This is a genomic window from Halopenitus salinus, assembly GCF_055397165.1.
The window spans coordinates 717340-737932 of the sequence record NZ_AP043853.1; the positions used below are offsets into that span (position 1 = coordinate 717340).

A 20593-nucleotide genomic window follows, 5' to 3' on the forward strand; every position below is an offset into this window, starting at 1 on the left:
AGCCCCTACGATGGCTCCGATACCGATCACGAGCCCGAGACTGTCGAGTCCGGGGGAGCGGGCGAGCGTCGCGGTGGCTTGCTCGCCCTCGTCCGCGAACGTCTCGTGTCGGCTCATCACGAGATGAATTCCGCTCGCCACACTTAAATCTGTCTCGACGCTCCGCGATCCGGGGCTGTCGCTGGCGGTCGAACCCCGACGCGGAGGGGGTCATCAGACCCTGACCTCCTCGCGTCTCTCGATGCCCTCGTCCTCCGCGAACCGCTCCACGTCGCCGACGGTGACGCGGCGTTTGTTCGCGCCCTGCTTTTTGACCCGCTTCGTGACGACGCGGACCTCGGCGTCGGTCGGGTCGAAGCCGGCCTCCTCGAGGTGCTTGCGCACCGCGTGGGTCCCGGTGTGTTTGCCGAGGACGAACTCGCGTTCGGCCCCGACCATCTCCGGGGTCATCACGCCGGGCTCGAAGGTGTCCGCGTTCTCGATCACGCCCGCCGCGTGGATGCCCGACTCGTGGGAGAACGCGTTCCGGCCGACGACCGGCTTGTTGGCCGGGACCGGGATGTCCGAGGCGTCCTCGACGATCCGAGCCAGCTTGGTGATCTGGGTCGTGTCGATCCCGGTGTCGACGCCGTAGACCGACTCGACCGCCATCACGACCTCCTCGTATGCGGCGTTGCCGGCTCGCTCGCCGATCCCGTTGACCGAGACCTGCGCCTGGTGGGCGCCGTTCTCGAAGCCGGCCAGCGCGTTCGCGGTGGCCAGCCCGAAGTCGTCGTGGGGATGGACGTCGACGCGGGCGTCGGTCGCCTCGACGACCGCCTCGACCGTCTTGCCGAGCGCCGTCGGCGTCCCGACGCCGCATGTGTCCGGAATGTTGATCCAGTCGACGTCGGCCTCCGAGACGGCCTCGACGATCTCGATCAGGAACTCCGGCTCGGTTCGGGTCGCGTCCATCGGCGAGAACATGCACTCGACGCCCGCGTCCTTGACCCGGCGAACGCTCTTCACCGCGCGCTCGACCGCGTCCTCGCGGGTCGCGTGCATCGAGTCCTCGAGCTGGACGTCGCTCGTGGAGACGAACACGTGTATCATCTCCACGCCCGAGTCGATCGCCGCCTCGATGTCGCCTTCGACCACGCGGGCGAGCCCGCAGGTCGTGGCGTCCGTCGCGGCGGCGATGTCGCTCACGGCCTCGAACTCCGAATCGGAGTTGACGGGGAACCCGGCCTCGATGACGTGGGTTCCCATCTCGTCCAGCGTCGACGCTATGCGTCGCTTCTCGTCGTAGCTGAACGAAGTACGTGGTGACTGTTCGCCGTCTCGCAGCGTCGTGTCGAAAATTCGGACAGGACCGATATCGATGTTAGAAGCTATCGTGCCCTGGAAGAACTCGATCCGCCGGGGTGTCCGACGAAGCCTCCGTATGATGTGTCATCGCACTTCGTCCTGAGGCCTCTCCACTATTAAACCTTTTCGCGATGGGCCCGGATCGGACGGAACAGTTCCCCACGATCACGGATCGACGACGTACAGATCGCGTGACTCGGACGAGTCGTGTTCGAGAGATCGGCCGGTTCTCTCCCGGGCGACCGCGTCCGGTGGTGATCCGGCACCGGGTTTATGACCCGATTGGACGTTCGTCCACCCCTCAACGAGACGGGCCCGGCGTCCACCCAGCCGTTCGAAACGCGGCTCGCCGGCGGATGCGATCGATCCGGCCGGAGACGTCGTCGACCGGCTGGGGGAACCGTTTTTACCACGGGCGTGGACCTCCGGGTATGGGCGATTGGGACCTCGACCTCAGGCACGCGGAGGACCAACTCGACGAGATCGGCGCACGCGGGGACGTCGTTCTCGGGGTACTCGACGGCTCGACGGCTCCGGAGGAGTGGATCCGCCACGTCGAGTACGGAAACACGCTCGTGTTGTCGATCGAGGGGGACCTCAACGAGCTCGCCGCCGGATTCGCCCGCGAGATCCGGGACATGGACGGCGAACTGATGCACTTTCGCGGCTTTCTCGTCGTGACGCCCCCCGACGTCGCCATCGACACCGATCGACTCTCGGAGTGACCCGCGTCGGCGCCGGCCGTGTTTTAAGCGCCCTCGGTCCCTACCTCGCGTATGACTGCGTCCGATCCCGGCGACGAGTCCGACCCGGAGGCCTCGGACGGGAACGCGACGGCCGAGGACCGAGAGTTCCTCCACGTGATCGATCGGTTCGACGGCGGCGTCGGCTGGATGGCCCATCCCGAGGAGGCGATGCAGCGGGCGAGCCACGCCGTCACCGTCCCGAACGAGGAAGGCGGGGGCGCCCCGGACGTCTGGGTGATCGACCCGGTCGATCCGCCCGGACCCGACGGTTCCGACCAGCTCGACGAACTCCTCTCGGATCCGGGGAGCGTCGCCGGCGTCGTGTGTTGTCTGGACCGCCACAAGCGCGACGCCGCCGCGGTCGCGACACGTCACGACGTCGCCGTCTGGATCCCGGAGTGGATGACCGGCGTCGAGGAGGAACTCGACGCGCCCGTCGAGCGGTTCGGGTCCCGGCTCGCCGACACCGGATTCGAGGCGATCCGGGTTCGAAACGCCTCGCTGCCCCCCTGGCAGGAGGTGGCACTCTTCGACGGATCGACCCTGATCGTCCCGGAAGCCGTGGGGACGAACCCGTTCTTTCGTGCCGGAGGCGAACGCCTCGGCGTCCACCCGATGTTGCGTCTCATCCCGCCGCGGGCCCCCTTCGCCGGGATCGATCCGGACCGGATCCTGGTCGGGCACGGCGAGGGAATCCACGACCGCGCGGGCGAGGCGCTCGCTGACGCGCTGGCCGGCGCACGGCGGCGCGCGCCGTCGGCGTACCTGAACGCACTGCGCCTGGCGATCGGTCGGTGAGACGCGGGACCGATCGCCATCACCATCCACCGATACGCGGGACTTTCGGGGAACCTTTCCCCGCGGCCTCCGCAGGAGCGTCCATGGCGGAGGACTCCGAACGGAAGGATTCCGAACGGGACGGTCCTGAATCGGGTGGACCGCGCCCGCGGGACCGCGATCCCATCGCGACGTACGATCGGATCGCCGCCCACTTCGCGAAGACGCGCGAGTACGCCTGGCCGGAGGTCGAGTCCTTCCTCGAGGGACGGACGGCGACGCGGGCGCTCGACGTCGGCTGTGGAAACGGTCGCCACACGGAGACGCTGGCACGGCGTTCGTGGTCGGTCGTCGGCGTCGACGCGAGCCGCGGACTCCTCCGGGAGGCGGCCGATCGGCGCGACTCCCGAGGATTCGATGCCGAACTCCTGCAGGGCGACGCCGCGTCCCTGCCGCTCCGGACTGACTCCGTGGACCTCGGCGTCTACGTCGCGACGATCCATCACCTCCGATCCCGCGAGCACCGGGTTCGAAGCCTCGACGAACTCGCCCGCGTTCTGTGTGGCGACGGCGTCGCGCTCGTGAGCACCTGGAGTACGGCCCACGATCGCTTCGCGGACGTCCCTGGGACCACCACCGACGACGCGAACGTCGAGGACGCCGACGCGGAGGGGTTCGACACCACGGTCGACTGGACGCTTCCGGGCGGCGAGACGGTTCCCCGGTTCTACCACATCTACGCGCCCGCGGAGTTCCGTGCGGACCTCGAGGCGAGCGACCTGTCGATCGAGGAGTTCGAGATCTCCAGCGGCAACTGCTACGTGGTCGTTCGGCCGGATCCGGCCGCCAGGTGAGGTGTGAACCGTCCCGACCCGGTCCCGATCGAAAAGGGCAAGGTCCTTATTCCACCGGCGATTTCCCGTAGATGGGCGCCGGTGGTCTAGTGGTAGGACCTGAGCCTTCCAAGCTCATGGCCCGGGTTCAAATCCCGGCCGGCGCATACGGCTCTAACACGCCCGATTTCGCCTTTTTCCACCGCAAATTCTGTGAAAAGGCCTAAAAGAAAATCGGTCCTAACACCACCCGAAAAACCGCCATATGGGGTAGGGGTAGGACCACAATCCAGGCTCACGGTGGAAATATGAAAATCAACACGCGCGAACAAGAGGAAACAGAGCTACCAGTACCCCCCGTTGCTGAAGCTACGAACGAGTCGCTACAATCATTCAGCGAGATGATCCAAGACGACTACAAGCAGTACAAAATCACCTTCATCCGCTGGCTGATGAACGAGGGGAAAGACACGTACCGAGGAGAAGGCTTCTCAGAATCTACAGTCAAAACTACCCACTACAAGATCGATGAAGTGTACAAATGGTTGTGGGAACAAGAAGGGGAATTCACCAAAGAAATAACCCAAGAGCAAGCCACCGAACTTCTCGATACGTTAATGAAACACTCCACCCACCCAGATAGCTACGTCTACACGTTCGAGAAGTGCATCCGCCGGTTATTCAAATACAAGCGCGAGGCTCAGAATCGAGACATTCCCGAGTGGGAACACGACATTCCGATCGAACCATCGCGCAATTCCGACGACTCGGAGAAGGTTAAAGATCGATTCTACCCTGACGAGATGAATCGACTCTATGAAGCCGCACTAGAGAAATACTCCATCAAGAGTTACTGGAATCTCACGTCCGACGAACGGGCGGAATTGAAACGGTTCGTCGCTCAACAACAGGGGATCAAGAAGGAGAACGTATCGAAAGAAGACTTTAAAAACGCCTCGTCGTGGAAGTACCCCTCGATTATTTCGGTCACTTCCGATCTCGGACTCCGACCTATTGAGGTGGGGAAAATGCAGCCGGAGTGGATTGACCTCGATCGGAACATGATCAATATCCCCGCAAAGGAGTCTACTAAGAATAAGGAAGCCTGGAATTGCGAAATCTCGTCTACCTCTCGAAATGCTCTGAAACATTGGCTTCAGGAGCGGCAATCGTATGAAAAGTACGACGGTGAAGACGAGCTGTGGCTTACGAAATATGGAAATCGATACGATGCTCGGAATCTGAACAAACTGCTGGACCAACTCATAGAGGGTGCTGACCTCCAAGGATCGAACCGTACCCTATCGTGGTACTCATTCCGTCATGGGGTCGCTTCGCTCTGGACCGAGAAAGAGGGAATCGCACAAGCGGCGGAACAAGTCCGACATTCCAATCTCAAAACGACTCGAAAGTACCTTCGAACGAATAAACGAAGTGCAGATAACCGAGCTGAAGATAAGTGGTAAAATAGAAAAAAGCCCCCGACCTGTTAAGGCCGGGGGTGGGGTGTGTCATTCATCAGCATTATCGATGTAGGGTGAGGTGCGGACGAACTCTCGGTGTGTCGAGACACAGATTGAAGGGATGACGGGGAATCCATCTCGAACCCCCCATGGCATATTGTTCTCACACTAGTATTAAGGAAGTGGCTACCGTCTGTACAGTAGAGGCATTTTACTGGCGTTACCCTCTCTGAGATCCGGCGCTGTCCGTCGATGATGGGTATCGCCAACCCCTTCGTTAACCTATGAGTGCCAACCAAACCAGCCACACAGCCGAAACGATAACTGAACCATCTGACGAATACGCCGCCACGCCCGAGGTAGATCCGCCAACCGACTCGAAATCAGTCTACACACCGACCGACTCTGAGGATGACGGCGACAAGGACGAGATACACATCAACGGGGAGGCGTACAACGACCTAACGAAACCTGACCCTCATTGTGCGACGTTTTTCTCTCCAAGCGACGTTCGAGGTGAGAAGTGGGTGTCCGACTTTCTTAACCTCAATCGGGAACGATACTTTCGGATGCTTTCCGCCATCAATCGCGGCGAGAAGAACGGCCCGACGTGGGAACACAGCCAACTCCACACCTACCGGCTTCGAAAAGACCTCGTCGAAATCATCGGCCAACGGCTCAATCTGACGGAACGGCAGATCGAGCGTTCGATCGCGAGGGCAACGAACATCGACGGCGAGAAATTCGGACAGCGGTTGGAACTGGCCGTCTTCTGCACCTGTGCATACGTCGTCCATCGGGACGAGAGCGGGTACACCAAGGAAAGGCACTTCCATCCGAACAGTCCCGAGACAGACGAACTGTTCGAGGAGGTAGCTGAGGAGTTCAATCTCAGCGAGAACCGTATCGAGAACGTCTGCCGAATGTTCGACCAAACCTTCGGAGAGCTACCGCCGGTACAGTTCGACTCGCGGAAGCCCAACTGGAAAGCGAACGAACATCCCGATCGTCGGATCGTGGAATCACCCTCGGTGGACGAGAAGCACGGACAGCGTTGGAGGGGTGGTATATAAACCCCTTAGCATTCATTAGGGTGGATAAGTAGTGATACACCGGGGAAGTGCCAGGGAAGTATCAACAACAACGGATTGTATCATTGTTTGAAATGTGTAGTTTAACACATAGAGGGTGTGGGATCGAGTTATCTTAGAGAAGTAGATATGACGTGAATAGAAATATTACTGAGACGATTCAGTGACTAACGCCGACTCTATGTGTTGAACTACTGAAACAAACACGAAGATGAGACTGGTGAAGGGATCAGTGGAAGTTACCGTTGAAGATGTTCGCGCTCGTTGATCCGACCACGGGTATCGGTAGTAACCAGTCGGCTACGTTTCACTCAATCCTTTCGAGTAGGAACTCTGAGGTCAGACTCAGGAAGTTGTTGAGCTTTTGCGTTTGTGAAGATTTCACGCGACTATAGGTAGCAGTCGGAGATTCAGGTCAGATCACCAATTCTGGGAGAAATCGCATTCCAAACCCACCTTCTCGGGGAGTTCTGATGTGTATCGCTTCTTGTCTTCTGAGTTTAGGTTCGTGAGTAAATAATACCCACCTGAAACTCTCTTTTGTGCCCGCATATCTGAACCGTTCGGATGCGTGGGTTCATCGTTGAGGAGTGCGCGACTTCCCTGTCCTGTACCGGGAATGTAAGGTATATCGATCTCGTCAAGAAGCCCCTCCTCCCCTATGAGGTAGTTCACGAGTGACCCAACTGCCTCCGATTGGACATCCTCTGCCACTCGGAAGACCTCGTCGCCATTTCGATTGAGACTAATGATGTACTCTCCACCCTCGGGTTTGTCGTCACCTCCCTTTGGGTCTTGAATTACAGCTGTCCGGTGGGCCTCCTCCTCCAACGTCTCGATGAGGTCGTCGACGAACGCTTTCGCTTCATCCTCGATTTGCTGTGACACAGCACTTCCGGCGACCTCCGTAACCTCACCCGTCACGTCCTCTGCAAGAGTTTCCTTGTTTTTTCGGAGGGAGGCGACAGCGTTCTGTACTGCTTCGATCTTCTCAGCAATTTGTCGGGATTCTCCCGAGTCGATAGACTCCCGAGAAAGAGCCTTGAGGGGGTGTTCGTTAGCAGGAACTCTCTCGATGGTGAACTTCGCAAGTGAGATTTCGTTGGGGCGGTTGCTGGATACGTCTCGCCGGAATATTTCGAATTTACGACCATTAGTGAGGAGTCCCCAATCGACCCCGACTTGTCGCATGTAGCTTTTCAGCTGATTCTCGTGACTTTGGCCAAGTGGCGTGTCACATCCCTTCGCCTCCACGAATACGATGGGTGTTCCCTCCCGCTTGAGTGCGTAATCAACCTTCTTTGTCCCCGACCCCATCTGAACAGAGTACTCAAGCTCAACGTCAGAGGAGAGAATATCCCATCCGAGAAGCTCAATCAGCGGTTCGATGATCTTCCGCTTGGTGTTCTCCTCGTCCATCTGTGGGGAGTTCTCAATCAGTTGAACTGACCGCTCCGAATACCGCGACAACTCATCGTTGAGAGGCATTACTTTTCACCTCGAATCCCCTGAACGAGACTGGCGATCTGTTCCTTACTCTTGTTGGTTACGTCGTATTCAACTTTCAATTTCAGTTGCTTGGCAGACTCGTCAGCCTTCAACACCATTTCGTCCACGTCAGCGGATACTTTATCGGCTTCCACATCTTTGCCCGCTTCGGTAGATTCCTCCTCAACGGTTTCTTCGGGTTCGGGTATCGGGTACTCCTCGGCCAGTTCGTTGACAAATTCCCCATACTGGTCGGACACTTCGAGGCGCGTCTCAAATCCCTTTCTTCCGGTGATGAACTCTCCAAGTCCAGCCGCCTGAGCGGTTTTGATCAGGAGATTGATTTCCCTATCCGAATGCTCGTCGCCAGTCGATGCTTCCGCCTTCTCCTTGAATACGCTCTGTTTGACCGCCGGATTGTCTTTGACTTTCTCCACTAAGTTTCCGGCGTGGATACGCAGTAGCGTGTCCCGGTACGGTTCGTAAAATCCGATGGCTTCTCGAAATGCGGTCTGTACCGGCTTGTCGTCGATGTTCTCGGAGTAGCTGATACCTGAACCTCGATTGGTGTTCTGAACGTCGTCGTCCTCGACAGTCAAGAAGCCAAGTTTCGCGCCATAGTCAATGCAGGCTCGAATCTGCCGCTGATCAATTTCCAGTTGGTCATAGAGGTCGGTCTTCTTGGAGCCGCTAACCTTGTGAAGGTGGCGGCAGAGTTCGTGTAGCGCCTCGGGCTTGGCCCGGCTTGGGAGTTCGACGGGGGTCATCTACAAACAGGTACTAGTCCCCCCACTATAGTAGTTACGACGCCGGCGTGTAATAGAACCCACGTTATTAACGGCGTTTTTTGGCATTTAGAAGACTTGTATTTCGTAGTTAGGGTTAAACGGACGTCCAAAACAAAATGGGCCGTTTGAAATCCCGCGTTCAGCTGTTTGGCTATATCTGCTGACGGAAAGGAGGCTGAATGGAGAAATACAGCCCACAGTACCGAGTACTTTGACTGGAGTGTAGTCAGAACACTTCGAGGTAGTCCTCGATAACCTCCCGCTCCTCATCGGTGAGGTCGAACAGGTTGTACACCGTCTCGTCGATCTCCGCTTCGAGGTCTTCGATGCTTGTTTCTTCGACTGTTTTCCGGTCGGCTTCCAGCACCTCTATGAGTTGTTCCACGCCGTCCCGAGAACGTGGGATCGGGATCGTCTGTTGTTCTCCCTTCTTCATATTCCGCCCATCTACAGCGGTGTGAACGTACTTCGCTCGGAGCTTTCGCTCCTCTTGGTCGCCGCGATCCATTAGCGGGTCGGTAATCTCGTCGGAGCGGCCAGCAGTAACCGCGAAGCGTCCATCGGTTTTCTGCTGAATGTCGGCGTCAACCGGGTAGCGTCGGGTCTGCCACTCATAGTCGATGTACCCGAGGTCGCCGTCGAAGTCTCCGAGATAGGCTTCAGGGAAGCGTCCCGTCTTATTGTCTATATCGAGAGTAGCCACGATTTTGTCTGCCCGTGACTGAATCGTATCGAACGAAGACGCATCTCCCTCTGTAATGGTGGGTAATTGTTCCAGATATTGCGCCCGGTACTCGTAGAATCCTCCAGCCTTAACAGTCGTAATATGCTTGAAATAGAAATCGAGAGCCTTCGAGTTCATTTGAGCGGTGACAACTTCGGTAAGTTCGTCAATTTCGGGTAATAGTTGGATTCCGTAGGCGGTTTTGAAATACCAGACTCCGACAGAGTCCACCATAAATCGCGAATTTTCCGATATGTGTGCTCCGATAGCTTTCGGTCGCTCAAAGCGATCGTGGCTTTTCGGATAGATGAAGCCATACCAGTCATCACGACCGTTCATTTTCCCTCCCTCTCGTCCTTCAAGCGTTTCTCGATGTTCCTCGAAATACTCCCACGAGAGTGGTAGATTCTTTTTTAGATGGCTTTCTGTGTAGAGGTCGGATGTTAGCTCTCCATCCTCATTCTCCTCTATTTTGTACGGGAGAATTACATGCTGACCCGACCAATCCGCTTCCCATCTCTGAATGTCTTTACCATCAAGCCAAGGAGAAAGAAGATCTGTCTCAATCTCGTACTCACGGTCTTCCCCTGATGGAACGACTCGAACCGTGTCGCCACCTTCATCAGGTTCCATCCGGCCTGCATTCACCGGAGTGACGACGTACACTTTGTTGGCACTCGTCTGAGTACCCGCAAAAACAGAATCTGTTATCTCATCCAGCCTGCTATCGCTTTTGCGCTCAAGCTTCCGAAACACCTCCAGTTCTTCCGGTGGCATCATCGACCAGTAGCCGTCACCAAGTTCCATTTGTGGGAAGTCGAACACGTCGATGAACTCGTCCGAATACCCCGGTTCTCCACGGTGATCGCGCACAGCGGCGACGATCTCCTCGTCCAACGCTCTTCCTGTGTCTTCTTCGACGTTCGCCTTCACCCGGACACACCGAATCTGATTCTTCTCACGAGCGTCTTCGTCCGGTTCGTCTTCCGCAATTACGATAGCCGGGTAGTTCGTCGCGTCCTTAAACACGCCTGAATCCCGGAAGTCGTACACTTCATCGAGGGCGGTTTCTTCTCGAAGGACACGACGAAGCCCGTCCCCGTAGTCAGTCACCATGAACTGGTTCGGTGTAATATATCCGAGTCTCCCCGTCCCTTCTTCGAGCCAGTCAATTCCCCGCTCATAGAACGGACAGTAGAGATCGTAGTTACCTGTGGTGGAGTCGTACAGTTCGTCGAGGATCGCTTTCTGTTGATCGGGAAGGTTCTGAATACGGACGTAGGGAGGATTCCCAACGACGTACTGGTACTCCATATAGTTCTTCACGACGAGCGCGAGAACGCTGTCCTCGAACATCTTGAACAGCCGTCCGTCACCGTGATCCTCTCGAAGGTAGCGAACCGTCGCGAGAATGTCGTTGACATACGGCTCGAAGAATTCCTCGACGCCGTCGTACTCTCGGGTCGTGTAGCGGTGGATTCCTTGTTCGAGGCCACCGCCATACTCCCACCAACTCTCCTGCATGTGGAATTTCACCACATCGAGGACGCCCTGTAGGGCTGCGTAATATTCCCCGAAGTTCCGAACGCCGGCGTTCATCTTCGCGGTGTCGTACTTCGGCATCCGGACACGCTGAACGAGGAAGCCGTCTTCGAGTTCGGAGTCGGCCACCTCACCCTCATTGACCTCGATGGGAAGGGGAACTGGGATCTTCACGTCCTGACTGTCCTCCGTGATCGAGTCGAGCGTCATCTGCGTCTGCTCGTCGTCGCCGAGATCTATTCCCGTCAATTCACGCTCGTTCCGTAGCGAGTCAGTTCGGAAGATCGGAAGCCGACGTATGGTGAAACTCTCCGTCTCGCGTTTTGCCTCCCGGTACTCGGGGAGGATGGCGACCATAAAGCGAATCTGTGCCATTAACACTGCGAACGGGTGAATGTCAAGACCGACGATGTGCGGCGTCGTACACAGTTCCGTGAGGTGTTCCGACCAATCGGGATCGTCGTTGTACCGCCGCACGTCGTCGAGATAGCGGTTCACGGCTTCCACGAGGAAGGTCCCGGAGCCGCAGGACGGGTCGATAAGGCGCTCCTGTGAAACGCCGACGTTGTAGTCCACACCATCCATGATGTAGTCGATGACCGGCTGTGGCGTGTAGAACTCCCCGAGGGCCTTCCGTGTCTCCGGATCGAAGTACCGCTGATAGAGATCCCCGAGCGGGTCGCCCTCGATCTCCGCGAAGTCGAACTTGAGGACAGCGAAGGAGACGTGAGCGATAGCGCGACTGAACCGCTCGCGGGTGGCGGGACTCACACGGCTCACCTCACTTCCATCTTTGGCTACGTCGCGGAAACGGGTGTACGGGCTGTCGTGTTGGCTCGCGGTCTGTTCGCCGTAGCCGTCGGTCCACCAGATGAAGATGTCGTCCTCAAACAGACTCTGGACGAGCTGATTCCGCATATCTTCGATCATCCCGTTCGCCGCGACGGGATAGGCATCCAGTTCGATGTTCCCGCTGAAGCCGCCGAGTTCATCGAAGTATCGACGAAGCCCCTTGCTGTTCGGGAAGAAGTCGTGATCGTCGGTGGCCTTCGCCAAGAGGAGACGAGCGAGGAGCGCGTGGCCGGACTCCAGACAGAACATAAAGTCCCGAAGTGATTGCTTCCCTCCGATAAACGGTTCCCACGAGTCGGGCGTCTCGTCGGGTTCGCTTGCGTAGCTGGCCTCCCAAAAGTCGTAGGCCCCCTTCACGAATTTCGCTTCCTGTTCGTCACGGAGTTCTTCGAGCAAGTCCATCATCGCCGTCACGAGATTGGCAAAGGGACTGTCCTCCTCCAAACGGAACGTCTCGAAGAAGTGTTCCTGTCCGAGTTGCCCGTCGAGTTCCACTTCATCGAGGCGGTCGAGGAAGGCTGTGACGCTCTCGGGATCGGTTATGTCCCACTCGGGCTTTTGGAGGGCGGCTTCGAGATCGGCGGCGTCACTCTCAGTTGCGTCTTCGAGGGAGACGGTGAGGAGGTGAGTGTGTCCGTCACGGCGGTAGAGGCGGAGTTCGTCGCCGTTGGTGAGAACGCCATAATCGGCCTTCAGTTCGTCTACGTAGTGAAATAGTTGATCTTCGTGGGGAGTAAGATCGCGTCCCGTCGTTTTGAACTCATAGACGGCCGTGACAGACTCGTTGTTGTCCAGAGTTACGTAGTCGGGACGTCGATCGTCGGGAAGCGTCCACTCACTACGAAGGTCATATCCCGTTCCCTGATATCCGAGATGGGTATAGAAGTTCTCGTTGAGAAAGGCATTTTCAACGTCTTTCTCGGTCATATTCCCATCCAGTCGGGAGGAAACCTCGTGGAGGGCGTCAAGAATCGCAGACGTATCGGACATAACAAACCCGAGACAGCCACACGGTAAAAAGGTTGTATCGACGGAGATTTACTGACTTATTTCACCATCGGAGCTTCGACACGATTTAACCAATCCCGCTCACTTCTATCGATATTACGCTGAGAAATTTATTCGAGGCGAGCAGCGAACCACTCTCGCTATCTGAGGCTCGAAACCGCCTCTATGAAACGATACACAAGGCGTTCGAACAACGCGGAACGTCTCTCGTCGAAGCACTCCCTGCGATGGGAAAGAGCTACGGTGTCGTCGAGTGGGCAGAGGCGACGGGGAATCAACTCACTTTGTTCACTTCCCGCCACGAACTCTACGGTCAGTACAAGAAGTGGTGTTCCGAGCGTGGGTTGACGTATCGGATTCTACCGGCGTTTCATCGAGAGTGTGAGACGATGGGCGGGGACTACCCCATAGAGGGGGAGATACAATCGGTATACGCCACCGGGATTTCGGGAGCAGATATTCACGAGAATTCGAAGATGCACTTCGGGAAGCTCCTTCCCTGCCAAGTGAATGGCCGATGTTCCTATATGGAACAGCGTGATTTCGACCCCGACGAGTATGATGTACTAATCGGTCACTACCTCCAAGCACACAACGAGAACTACATCGAAGATAGATACGTCGCTTACGACGAGTTTCCTGGTGACGCATACTTCTTCGAGCCGACACACAATGAAGCAACGCGAGCAATTACGAACTATCTCCAAATCGACGACGATCTCCCCTTCGAGAACTGGAAGCAGCTGACTCGTCGTCGATTCAAACCGGAGTATCAGGATGCCATTGATGCTTGGAAGGATGATATGAGCAGCTACGCTCACCGAGACACTCGGCGAGAGTCACAGCAAAGTCGGGGTTTCCACGCTCACGCACCCCTTTTGGCACACGCCGGCCTTGAGTTCGAGTTACTAGATAACGAATGGGAGGTTGCAGAACTTGATGCAGGACGTGTCGCAACCAAAAGTCCCGATGACGAGTGGACAGTCCTCATTCCACCCCCGCTCTATGCGGCCGAAAGCGTAGTTGCCCTCGACGGTACACCCACGATCACAAAATGGCGGCTCATACTCGGTGGGGATTGGGTATATCACGAGGAGGTACTGGAATCAAATCAGGAGAAGCGCACATACCTTCGTGACGTTCTCAGCCTTCAGATCGTCCAAACCAATGCAGGGACAAAACCCTACCAGAGTGGCGCACACGTTAACCACAGATCGGATGGCGCTCTTCTGGAGAATATCCACGAACAAGAGGGACAGAAGCCAGCAGTAATTACGTCAAAACAGGCGAAGGAACAGTATGTCTCCTTCGGAGTGGATAAACACATAGAGCGGGCGGAACACTATGGAAACCTCAAAGGGAGTAACGAGTTCGCTGAAACACGACTTGGTGCGGTTATCGGAAGTCCACATCCCCCTGAGGATGAAGCAGTCGAACGATGGGGCGCTCTCAATGGTGATGCCGTATCACGGAAGGAAGACAGCGATGGAAACGTAACGAAGGGAAATCGCTTAGACTTCGGTCCACTTGGGAACGCACTGTTTGCGGACGTTGTAGGAAAGGAAGTTCTTCAAGCAGTAATGCGATTCGGTCGAACAGCAAGCGGTGGAGAAAAAGGTGCGATCGTATACGTACACACATCTCGTCTCCCTCGATGGATCAATCCTCACGAAGAGGTAACCATCAAGACGTGGTCCAAGGGAATGCAGGAGATCGTCTTGACACTCCGTGAATCCGACAAGTGGCCTGATGGAGAGTGGACAAACAAGGAGATCGCGGAGGGCGTTTCGATTCAGCCTCGTCAAGTGGGGAAGTTGATGCAGGAGCTGGAAGAGGAAGGATACGTAACGTCACGTCGCGGCGGGCGCGGGAACGCGTATCACTGGTCAAATGTACAGCTTGAGAAATTCGCCGAGTTCGGGCGTATGGAGTAGCCGAGGGTTTCCGAACTCTCACGTACGAAGTCTATACGTGAAAATTCGGAAATAGTCGTTCGGGCGGCGCATACGCAGATGCACGAGCTAGTGAGCGTGTGAACGGTGTGTTCGCGCACACACACTTACGCGCCTAGTCATTCTCGATCGTTACTACGGTTGACTCGAGTTCATTGGGTGGATAAATTCATAGACGGGAGTGGAATATGCTTCTGGACTGGCGTAGGTGACAGTAAACGATCTTGTCGCTCGTCGTGGTGAAACACACACACAAATATAAGATAGGTAGGTATTATATATTTCTTATATTTTTAGATCATGAATGGAGAAGCGTGAGATCTTGGTTCACTTCTCTCGGTCATACCATCCACTACCCCCCATCATTACTATAATATATATACTACTGTATGACCACAACAATATGATAGTGTAAAAAGAATAGTTTTACCCTCCCCTCTATGTGTTAAAACACTCTAATTAGTCCACAGAGTAAGGTATTACCAAAGAACAGGTAACAAAACCCACTCTATGAAGTGAATCACTCCGATGTAAACCTATCTGAAGATCACAAATGAACCGTATGTATATACTATATGTATGCCGGGGAGATCGTACTATCAAAGCTGGAGAACAGCCACCGATCTCAAAGCTATTCTAAACCATCTGATGCAAGTGTGAATTAATCTTCCCATCGTACGAGTAGGTAGGGACGTTTCGGTTGGAAAACGCGATAGCAGCCGTCTGTGGAGTTCCGGGACCTCCAAATTAACAATATGGTTATACTATCACCTATGTATAAGTATATAAATAATAAACACCGGGTTAGAACATTGATGTATATCATAATGTGTAATATACGTAACCCCATCTGCGAAATTTCTGATCTGAGGTCAGGAAATATGGGTCGGTTGATGGCCAAATTTAGGGAATTCAAAGTCGTGAAAACTGGGTGTATAGATGATCTCAATTGTGGAACGCTAATCAGATATGTTGGTGGTTCTCAGGCAACTCCTGATATTCAGGGTATAAATATCTATCGACCACTATAATCATAAACAACCGATACAGAGCCTAAGACAGCGGAAATTCTCACCCCGATGGGGGGTATATAAACCCTTTACCATTAATACTATTGGAGGGGATGAGCGGGCGTCCCTGCTATTGTTAGAATGGTACGAGATACTACGATTAGCGTTAGCCGTGCAGAAAAGAACGCGCTCGACGAAGCAAGACTCGTGTTGTACAGAACTGATGAAATACCATACGGTGCAGTGATATACGAATTGGCAGGACGGTATATCGAATCACAAGAATAGCGGCGGCGATTACTGAATCTCTTTTTTATCATATGAAATCAGACACATCTACTGGCGAGACGAACTGTACCTACTGGACACGTGAAGATGCTCGGGAATTCATTACAGACCCGAATGGCGAGATCGTCAACCTTGCTCGACTCACCCTCTATGCAAAGTCCGGCGACGAGATATACGATGCACAGTCCCACCATCAATTACCACTCCTCAAAATAGATGCTCCAGCGTTTCTGGATGCACTATCACAAACGGAACACGGACAGCTTCATAGAGGAGGCTCTGACCCTGTCGAAGTTGACGGCATACCGATGCTCTGTGCCGACGGATGAGTGTCCCAGATGACTATGGGCCAACTAACGGAAATCCACCAGGAACGAGGACGGCAGTTGTACCCGAACCGGGAGATCCATCTACTGCCAACCACGCTACACGTCGGAAACTCCCATTAGCTCCGCCATCGGTGAAGGTAGAACGCCTTCCAGCACCTCTGACTGACTGTGGGGAGCCACAGACAGTTGAGGAAGCACGGGAAACGTACCTACGTACTCAGCGAGCATCGTGGAATGCAGTCGGACGCACGTCGAAGTACGAGCGTCACCGCTACCATATATATCCTCGAATTCTCGAAGCCGATCGACACTTTCGGACGAACTACGAGAACGTCACGACGGCGATGCTCACCCGACGTTTGTCGCCACTCGATGAAACCGACAACTGGCTCACTCCCTGGGAATGCAACGAGATGTTACACGGCGGGGGAGTTCATCGATCCGTTCGTGAAGCGTTGAACTACCATCTCGGTGATTTCACATTCGAGTGGATAGCTGTGACAGCTCCAACTCGGAGTGCCGGAACTCCCCACGAGCATATCTACCTCTGGATCGACGATCTCGATGATGATGTAACGACGGAGCATTTCGAGCCGGGATTGGAAAAGCATCTCAAATATTGTGCGAATGCGTACGAGGAGGATCACCGGTATCGAGCTGACGGCACAAGTGGCGCGATCACTGTTGAACATACACCTCGAATTGTCAAGCAAATCCCGGACAAGCTAAACGATATTAATGACGAGACGAACAGCAGGCTGCTTCCAAATACAGCTGGAGCGCAGTATCTGGCTTCGCAGCTCGCACATTTACCCCTCGGAGATTTCTATGATACCGAACGAGAAGATCCACCGCAGGCATTGTTTGAGGGAGCAGCTCTCGCGTGGGCAAGTCCGAAGGACTGGTTTCGATCGAGTCAGGGCGTCCCAGCGTTGTAGTGTCGTTCCGCTTGGTAGCCCATAGTCGTCAACTCTTGATGGGGCTTAGAATTCTTCCAGATAGGTATTGAAATCCTCAAACAGTTCCTCAAAGTTGTTAAGAGACTCCGGATCGATTTCTTCACGTAATCTCTCCAGGTTCTGCTGTAGATATTCTGCGGGAGCGAAGTGCTCAAAGTTTCCTTCGTTAATATGTTGCCTTTCAAAATATTTTTCCAAGCGCTTGACGACTCTTGGGTTTTCGTTTTTGAAATCGCTGGCAACTATCTCACCAACTGGGTGGGGACCTTGTGCAAGTTCAGCTTGGTACGTTTGATTGACTAGTTCAAGATAGAAGTCTTCACTGAACAAGTCCTCAATATCACTATAGTTTTGGTCAACAAAGTCAGAGGTGGAGCGAATATGTTCATCACTCATCACTCCTTTAGAGGTAATGTCTTCTTTTCGTTGGTTGTATCCAGAGTCCCCGTCCAGTAAGACACCAAGATCAAGATCATTAGCACCGAATAACGAAACAAAGGTAGGGACGTTACTTCCGCTTCCAACCGGAATAACTGTCCAAGACTTGTCTAAGCCCGTCCGTCCTCGTTTCTCCAAGATATTTGAAATAGCGTATAGATAAGCGTGATCTGACTTTCCCTCAACAAGAAGAGTTTGCGGTCGGATCAGAAGCGTGTCAACAAGGTCAAATTCGAATACATTCTGTAGAGGGAGGCGCGTGGCTTCGTCAGTCGCCATAACGTCGTCGGAAATGTTTGTCTGTCCCTCTGGGTCGGCCATTACCATCTTTGATCGGTTCAGATTCCGAGGGTCAATCATAAACGGAGAGTGGGTAGCATAGGCAACGATATGCTCCGCTGATAATTCTTGATCTAGGAAGTCCAAGAAGTCCTGCTGGGCTTTAGCATGTAGATGGAGGCCAGGTTCATCTAATAGTAGGACCAAGTCTTCATCCGAGTCTCGAATATCCCGGAACTGGCAAAATGAGGAGAAGAACCAACGGAACCCTTGCGACCGCTGATCAAAGCCAACCTCAACACCATCACTATTCTCTACAGTAACATCCACAATTTTTCCTGAATTATAATCTGAAGGACCTTCCTGTTTGGCTTCATTTCTATCGAAGGAGAAACGAAGATTCTGATTTTGAGTCCAGTAATTTAGCAAATCTTCCGTCACTCTTCCGGAGGCTGCCTGGAGTTCGGTTCTTATTTTCCGCCAGTCAGGATTGTCCCTCAACTCTTGCAAGTCAAGGTTCGCAACAGAGAGTAGAGACATAAAGACCTCATCAGATTCATCCAGATTATTATTGTTTTTATCTTTGATTAGCTGGTTTATACTCACAGTATCATTCATAATAGAATATTCGCCTATATAATGGAAAGATGGAACCTTCGCCTTCAAGTGATTACGCCCTATCCTCTTCTGAAGGCCCTCTAAATACTCCCCAGAGATCTTGTTCTCCAATTCTTCCAACGCATCATCATCCGAAGTTGACTCTCGGATATTTGCTTTCAATTCCGATATCGAATCTGATCCCAATAGCTTGGTTTCTGTCTTATCATGCAGCCCTCTGTCCGGGACAAGGCCTTGAACGAGAGACGCCTCCTCAATCTCTAGTTCCCACTCCTCGGAATCATCGAGATACCTTTTGTAGATCGCTTCTGTATCCCCAATGATACCACTGTATTCACGGCTTTCTATCTCCACTATATCTTCATCTTCTAACTCGAATTTAGCACTCGCAATGAGGGCTGGTTCGGCATCGTGGTTCCGTTTATATATTGGCCACTTATTTCGGGGGTAGTCTTTGTAGGGAGTATAATCAGGAGATCCAAATCGAGGGTTGATTTGCTCAACAGCATTCATAAAGGCTGTTTTACCAGATTCGTTCTTCCCAATGAAGCACGTGAGATCGTCGATTGAAACCCACCCAGAGTCCTCTATCGATCTGAAGTTCTCCACCTTGAGGGCTTGTAGATCCATGAATACCACATTAAAATACACCTAAATGAATTTGTTCCCAAATAGGATTTTGACACTGTTGAAATCCAATTAGACAGACATTTTGCTTGCTAACAGTCGTTAGGTAGGCACACTCGTTCTAACAGAGCATTCGATAATGAGATCGTGAAAATAATCAATTAGAGATCTTCACTCATATAACCCGACTCTAAGGTTCGATCCACGAGTGTGAGACGACTATGGACGATCACACGGAATAGTCAAACAGAATTATCCCTCCATGAGATCCTTGTGATTAGAATTCCAATATACATAATCGGGAGAGCAAACAATCCGATCCCGACCAAGTCGTTAACGTCTCCTCTGATCACTCTCGCTACAAGACAGATGAAAATCACTACTGCTGCGACTACTGTCAACAAACAGCTGAAAAGCACATAGACTCGCATTCGACTGTGGTCTGGAAATTGTTCGAAGACAACATCCAGAAGAATCAACCATTGGTTTCTTTCGTTGTTCCTTCGGTTATCCCGCTCAACTCTCTTCCTAATTTTATCACGACTCTTCGATTGTTTTACTGCTTTCCGCGCATTTCGAATTAGAATAAACATTGGTGCACCAAACAAGCATAGAAGGATACACGCAACCAACCACATCCATCCACCGTTGAGTGAGTAAATATAGCCAGAAGTGATCGCTGGCCAGAATGAGAGTTCTTGTTTACCCTCCGCGGCGGTTTGTATTGCGATATTCATTATTTACGTAGAGGTTGAGAACAAATGAGTAACAATCTATGGGCCGTCTCCTGCGGTCTCTCTCCGCTATCCATCTCCACTTTCAACGAAAATGTAGGCTTTCCATACAATTATATAGCATTCTCGTGTTGTTTGTGAACGGATGGCACAAGTCCAACCACAGACGATAACGGTTGACCGCGTTAGCAACAGCGGTAACGCCATCGCTCAGCAGCAGCACGCTGGTAAGACCATACACGTCCCTGCCGGCGAGGTTGGTGTTGAATACGACGTGCGTCTGGTCGATCAAGGCTCTCACTTCGAGGCCCGGCTTATCGACCGCACCGAACAGACACAACCCTCACAACCGAGTATCGGCCCCGATACAAGCGACCTCGGAAAAGGCCGTGGTTCAGCGTCTCATTCCCACGAGATACGTGCCTCTCCTGCCGGTGGGAGACTACGCGGGACTCCGGGAAGGGGATCCGGGAAGAAGCGACGCCAGCGATTGTCGCGCCGTAAGAAGTAGGTCTACGGGCGGCATTCACATTTTTCGATTAACGTACTATTAGTACCAACTAGAAAACTTGGACAATTCTCGCGTTCAAACCCCGTCTAAGGTTCTATCCACAAAGATGACAATGGATGGTCACACGTAAAACACGATCTCGGGTTTTCGCCGTTGTTTTGGGAACCGTATCTGACTATCTATCGATAT

Annotated in this window: 12 protein-coding genes, 1 tRNA gene and 1 pseudogene; 9 read left to right on the plus strand and 5 right to left on the minus strand. The window is 53.7% G+C overall.

Translation table 11 applies throughout. From position 1 onward, the window contains the following. Positions 1 to 213 precede the first annotated feature (213 nt). Positions 214 to 1428, minus strand: coding sequence for a LeuA family protein (locus ACZ5YD_RS05380; RefSeq protein WP_379746564.1), 1215 nt, complete (start codon positions 1426 to 1428; stop codon positions 214 to 216). Positions 1429 to 1778: 350 nt separating this feature from the next. Here ACZ5YD_RS05380 and ACZ5YD_RS05385 point away from each other — a divergent pair. From ACZ5YD_RS05385 to ACZ5YD_RS05410, 6 genes and pseudogenes are all read left to right on the plus strand, one after another. Beyond that, positions 1779 to 2069 (plus strand): annotated as a pseudogene (locus tag ACZ5YD_RS05385) (DUF5779 family protein); the annotation flags it as partial. Positions 2070 to 2240: 171 nt separating this feature from the next. Next, a complete protein-coding gene (locus ACZ5YD_RS05390; protein WP_379746561.1) occupies positions 2241 to 2891 on the plus strand; it encodes a hypothetical protein in 651 nt (216 codons plus the stop codon). 83 nt (positions 2892 to 2974) lie between these two features. Next, entirely contained in the window at positions 2975 to 3724 is a 750-nt protein-coding gene (locus tag ACZ5YD_RS05395) for a class I SAM-dependent methyltransferase (protein ID WP_379746530.1), read from the plus strand. 75 nt (positions 3725 to 3799) lie between these two features. Further along, positions 3800 to 3870: transfer RNA gene (locus ACZ5YD_RS05400), tRNA-Gly, on the plus strand. Between the two features lie 141 nt (positions 3871 to 4011). Beyond that, positions 4012 to 5169, plus strand: a complete 1158-nt coding sequence (locus ACZ5YD_RS05405) for a tyrosine-type recombinase/integrase (protein WP_379746527.1) — start codon at positions 4012 to 4014, stop codon at positions 5167 to 5169. 281 nt (positions 5170 to 5450) lie between these two features. Then, a complete protein-coding gene (locus ACZ5YD_RS05410) occupies positions 5451 to 6239 on the plus strand; it encodes a hypothetical protein (RefSeq protein WP_379746524.1) in 789 nt (262 codons plus the stop codon). Between the two features lie 438 nt (positions 6240 to 6677). Here ACZ5YD_RS05410 and ACZ5YD_RS05415 read toward each other — a convergent pair whose 3' ends face one another. The 3 genes from ACZ5YD_RS05415 to ACZ5YD_RS05425 form a co-directional block, all read right to left on the minus strand. Continuing rightward, positions 6678 to 7745, minus strand: coding sequence for a type I restriction enzyme HsdR N-terminal domain-containing protein (locus tag ACZ5YD_RS05415; RefSeq protein WP_379746521.1), 1068 nt, complete (start codon positions 7743 to 7745; stop codon positions 6678 to 6680). Then, the gene (locus ACZ5YD_RS05420; protein ID WP_379746518.1) at positions 7745 to 8512 is read right to left on the minus strand and encodes a hypothetical protein; all 768 of its coding nucleotides are present in this window, start codon (positions 8510 to 8512) and stop codon (positions 7745 to 7747) included. The genes ACZ5YD_RS05415 and ACZ5YD_RS05420 overlap by 1 nt, the downstream gene beginning before the upstream one ends. A gap of 247 nt (positions 8513 to 8759) precedes the next feature. Continuing rightward, a complete protein-coding gene (locus ACZ5YD_RS05425) occupies positions 8760 to 12641 on the minus strand; it encodes an Eco57I restriction-modification methylase domain-containing protein (RefSeq protein WP_379746516.1) in 3882 nt (1293 codons plus the stop codon). 407 nt (positions 12642 to 13048) lie between these two features. Between ACZ5YD_RS05425 and ACZ5YD_RS05430 the strand changes: the two genes are divergently transcribed. The 3 genes from ACZ5YD_RS05430 (at position 13049) to ACZ5YD_RS05440 (ending at position 17176) form a co-directional block, all read left to right on the plus strand. After that, positions 13049 to 14593 carry a hypothetical protein gene (locus tag ACZ5YD_RS05430; RefSeq protein ID WP_379746513.1) on the plus strand — a complete coding sequence of 515 codons (1545 nt, stop codon included), beginning with the start codon at positions 13049 to 13051 and terminating at the stop codon, positions 14591 to 14593. 1348 nt (positions 14594 to 15941) lie between these two features. Then, positions 15942 to 16238 carry a hypothetical protein gene (locus ACZ5YD_RS05435; RefSeq protein ID WP_379746510.1) on the plus strand — a complete coding sequence of 99 codons (297 nt, stop codon included), beginning with the start codon at positions 15942 to 15944 and terminating at the stop codon, positions 16236 to 16238. Continuing rightward, positions 16235 to 17176: a hypothetical protein gene (locus ACZ5YD_RS05440; RefSeq protein WP_379746507.1), complete on the plus strand. Its 942-nt coding sequence runs from the start codon at positions 16235 to 16237 to the stop codon at positions 17174 to 17176. Before ACZ5YD_RS05435 ends, ACZ5YD_RS05440 begins: the two co-directional genes overlap by 4 nt. A 45-nt stretch (positions 17177 to 17221) precedes the next feature. On the opposite strand, the gene ACZ5YD_RS05445 is transcribed toward ACZ5YD_RS05440, so the two are convergent. Then, a complete protein-coding gene (locus tag ACZ5YD_RS05445) occupies positions 17222 to 19162 on the minus strand; it encodes an AAA family ATPase (RefSeq protein ID WP_379746504.1) in 1941 nt (646 codons plus the stop codon). Positions 19163 to 20593: the final 1431 nt, after the last annotated feature.

Coding starts and splice junctions, on each gene's coding strand:
- ACZ5YD_RS05420 (WP_379746518.1), bottom strand. CDS start 8,512: ATGACCCCCGTCGAACTCCCAAGCCGGGCCAAGCCCGAGGCGCTACAC.
- ACZ5YD_RS05445 (WP_379746504.1), bottom strand. CDS start 19,162: ATGGATCTACAAGCCCTCAAGGTGGAGAACTTCAGATCGATAGAGGAC.
- ACZ5YD_RS05395 (WP_379746530.1), top strand. CDS start 2,975: ATGGCGGAGGACTCCGAACGGAAGGATTCCGAACGGGACGGTCCTGAA.
- ACZ5YD_RS05435 (WP_379746510.1), top strand. CDS start 15,942: ATGAAATCAGACACATCTACTGGCGAGACGAACTGTACCTACTGGACA.
- ACZ5YD_RS05430 (WP_379746513.1), top strand. CDS start 13,049: ATGGGCGGGGACTACCCCATAGAGGGGGAGATACAATCGGTATACGCC.
- ACZ5YD_RS05415 (WP_379746521.1), bottom strand. CDS start 7,745: ATGCCTCTCAACGATGAGTTGTCGCGGTATTCGGAGCGGTCAGTTCAA.
- ACZ5YD_RS05390 (WP_379746561.1), top strand. CDS start 2,241: ATGGCCCATCCCGAGGAGGCGATGCAGCGGGCGAGCCACGCCGTCACC.
- ACZ5YD_RS05440 (WP_379746507.1), top strand. CDS start 16,235: ATGAGTGTCCCAGATGACTATGGGCCAACTAACGGAAATCCACCAGGA.
- ACZ5YD_RS05405 (WP_379746527.1), top strand. CDS start 4,012: ATGAAAATCAACACGCGCGAACAAGAGGAAACAGAGCTACCAGTACCC.
- ACZ5YD_RS05425 (WP_379746516.1), bottom strand. CDS start 12,641: ATGTCCGATACGTCTGCGATTCTTGACGCCCTCCACGAGGTTTCCTCC.
- ACZ5YD_RS05410 (WP_379746524.1), top strand. CDS start 5,451: ATGAGTGCCAACCAAACCAGCCACACAGCCGAAACGATAACTGAACCA.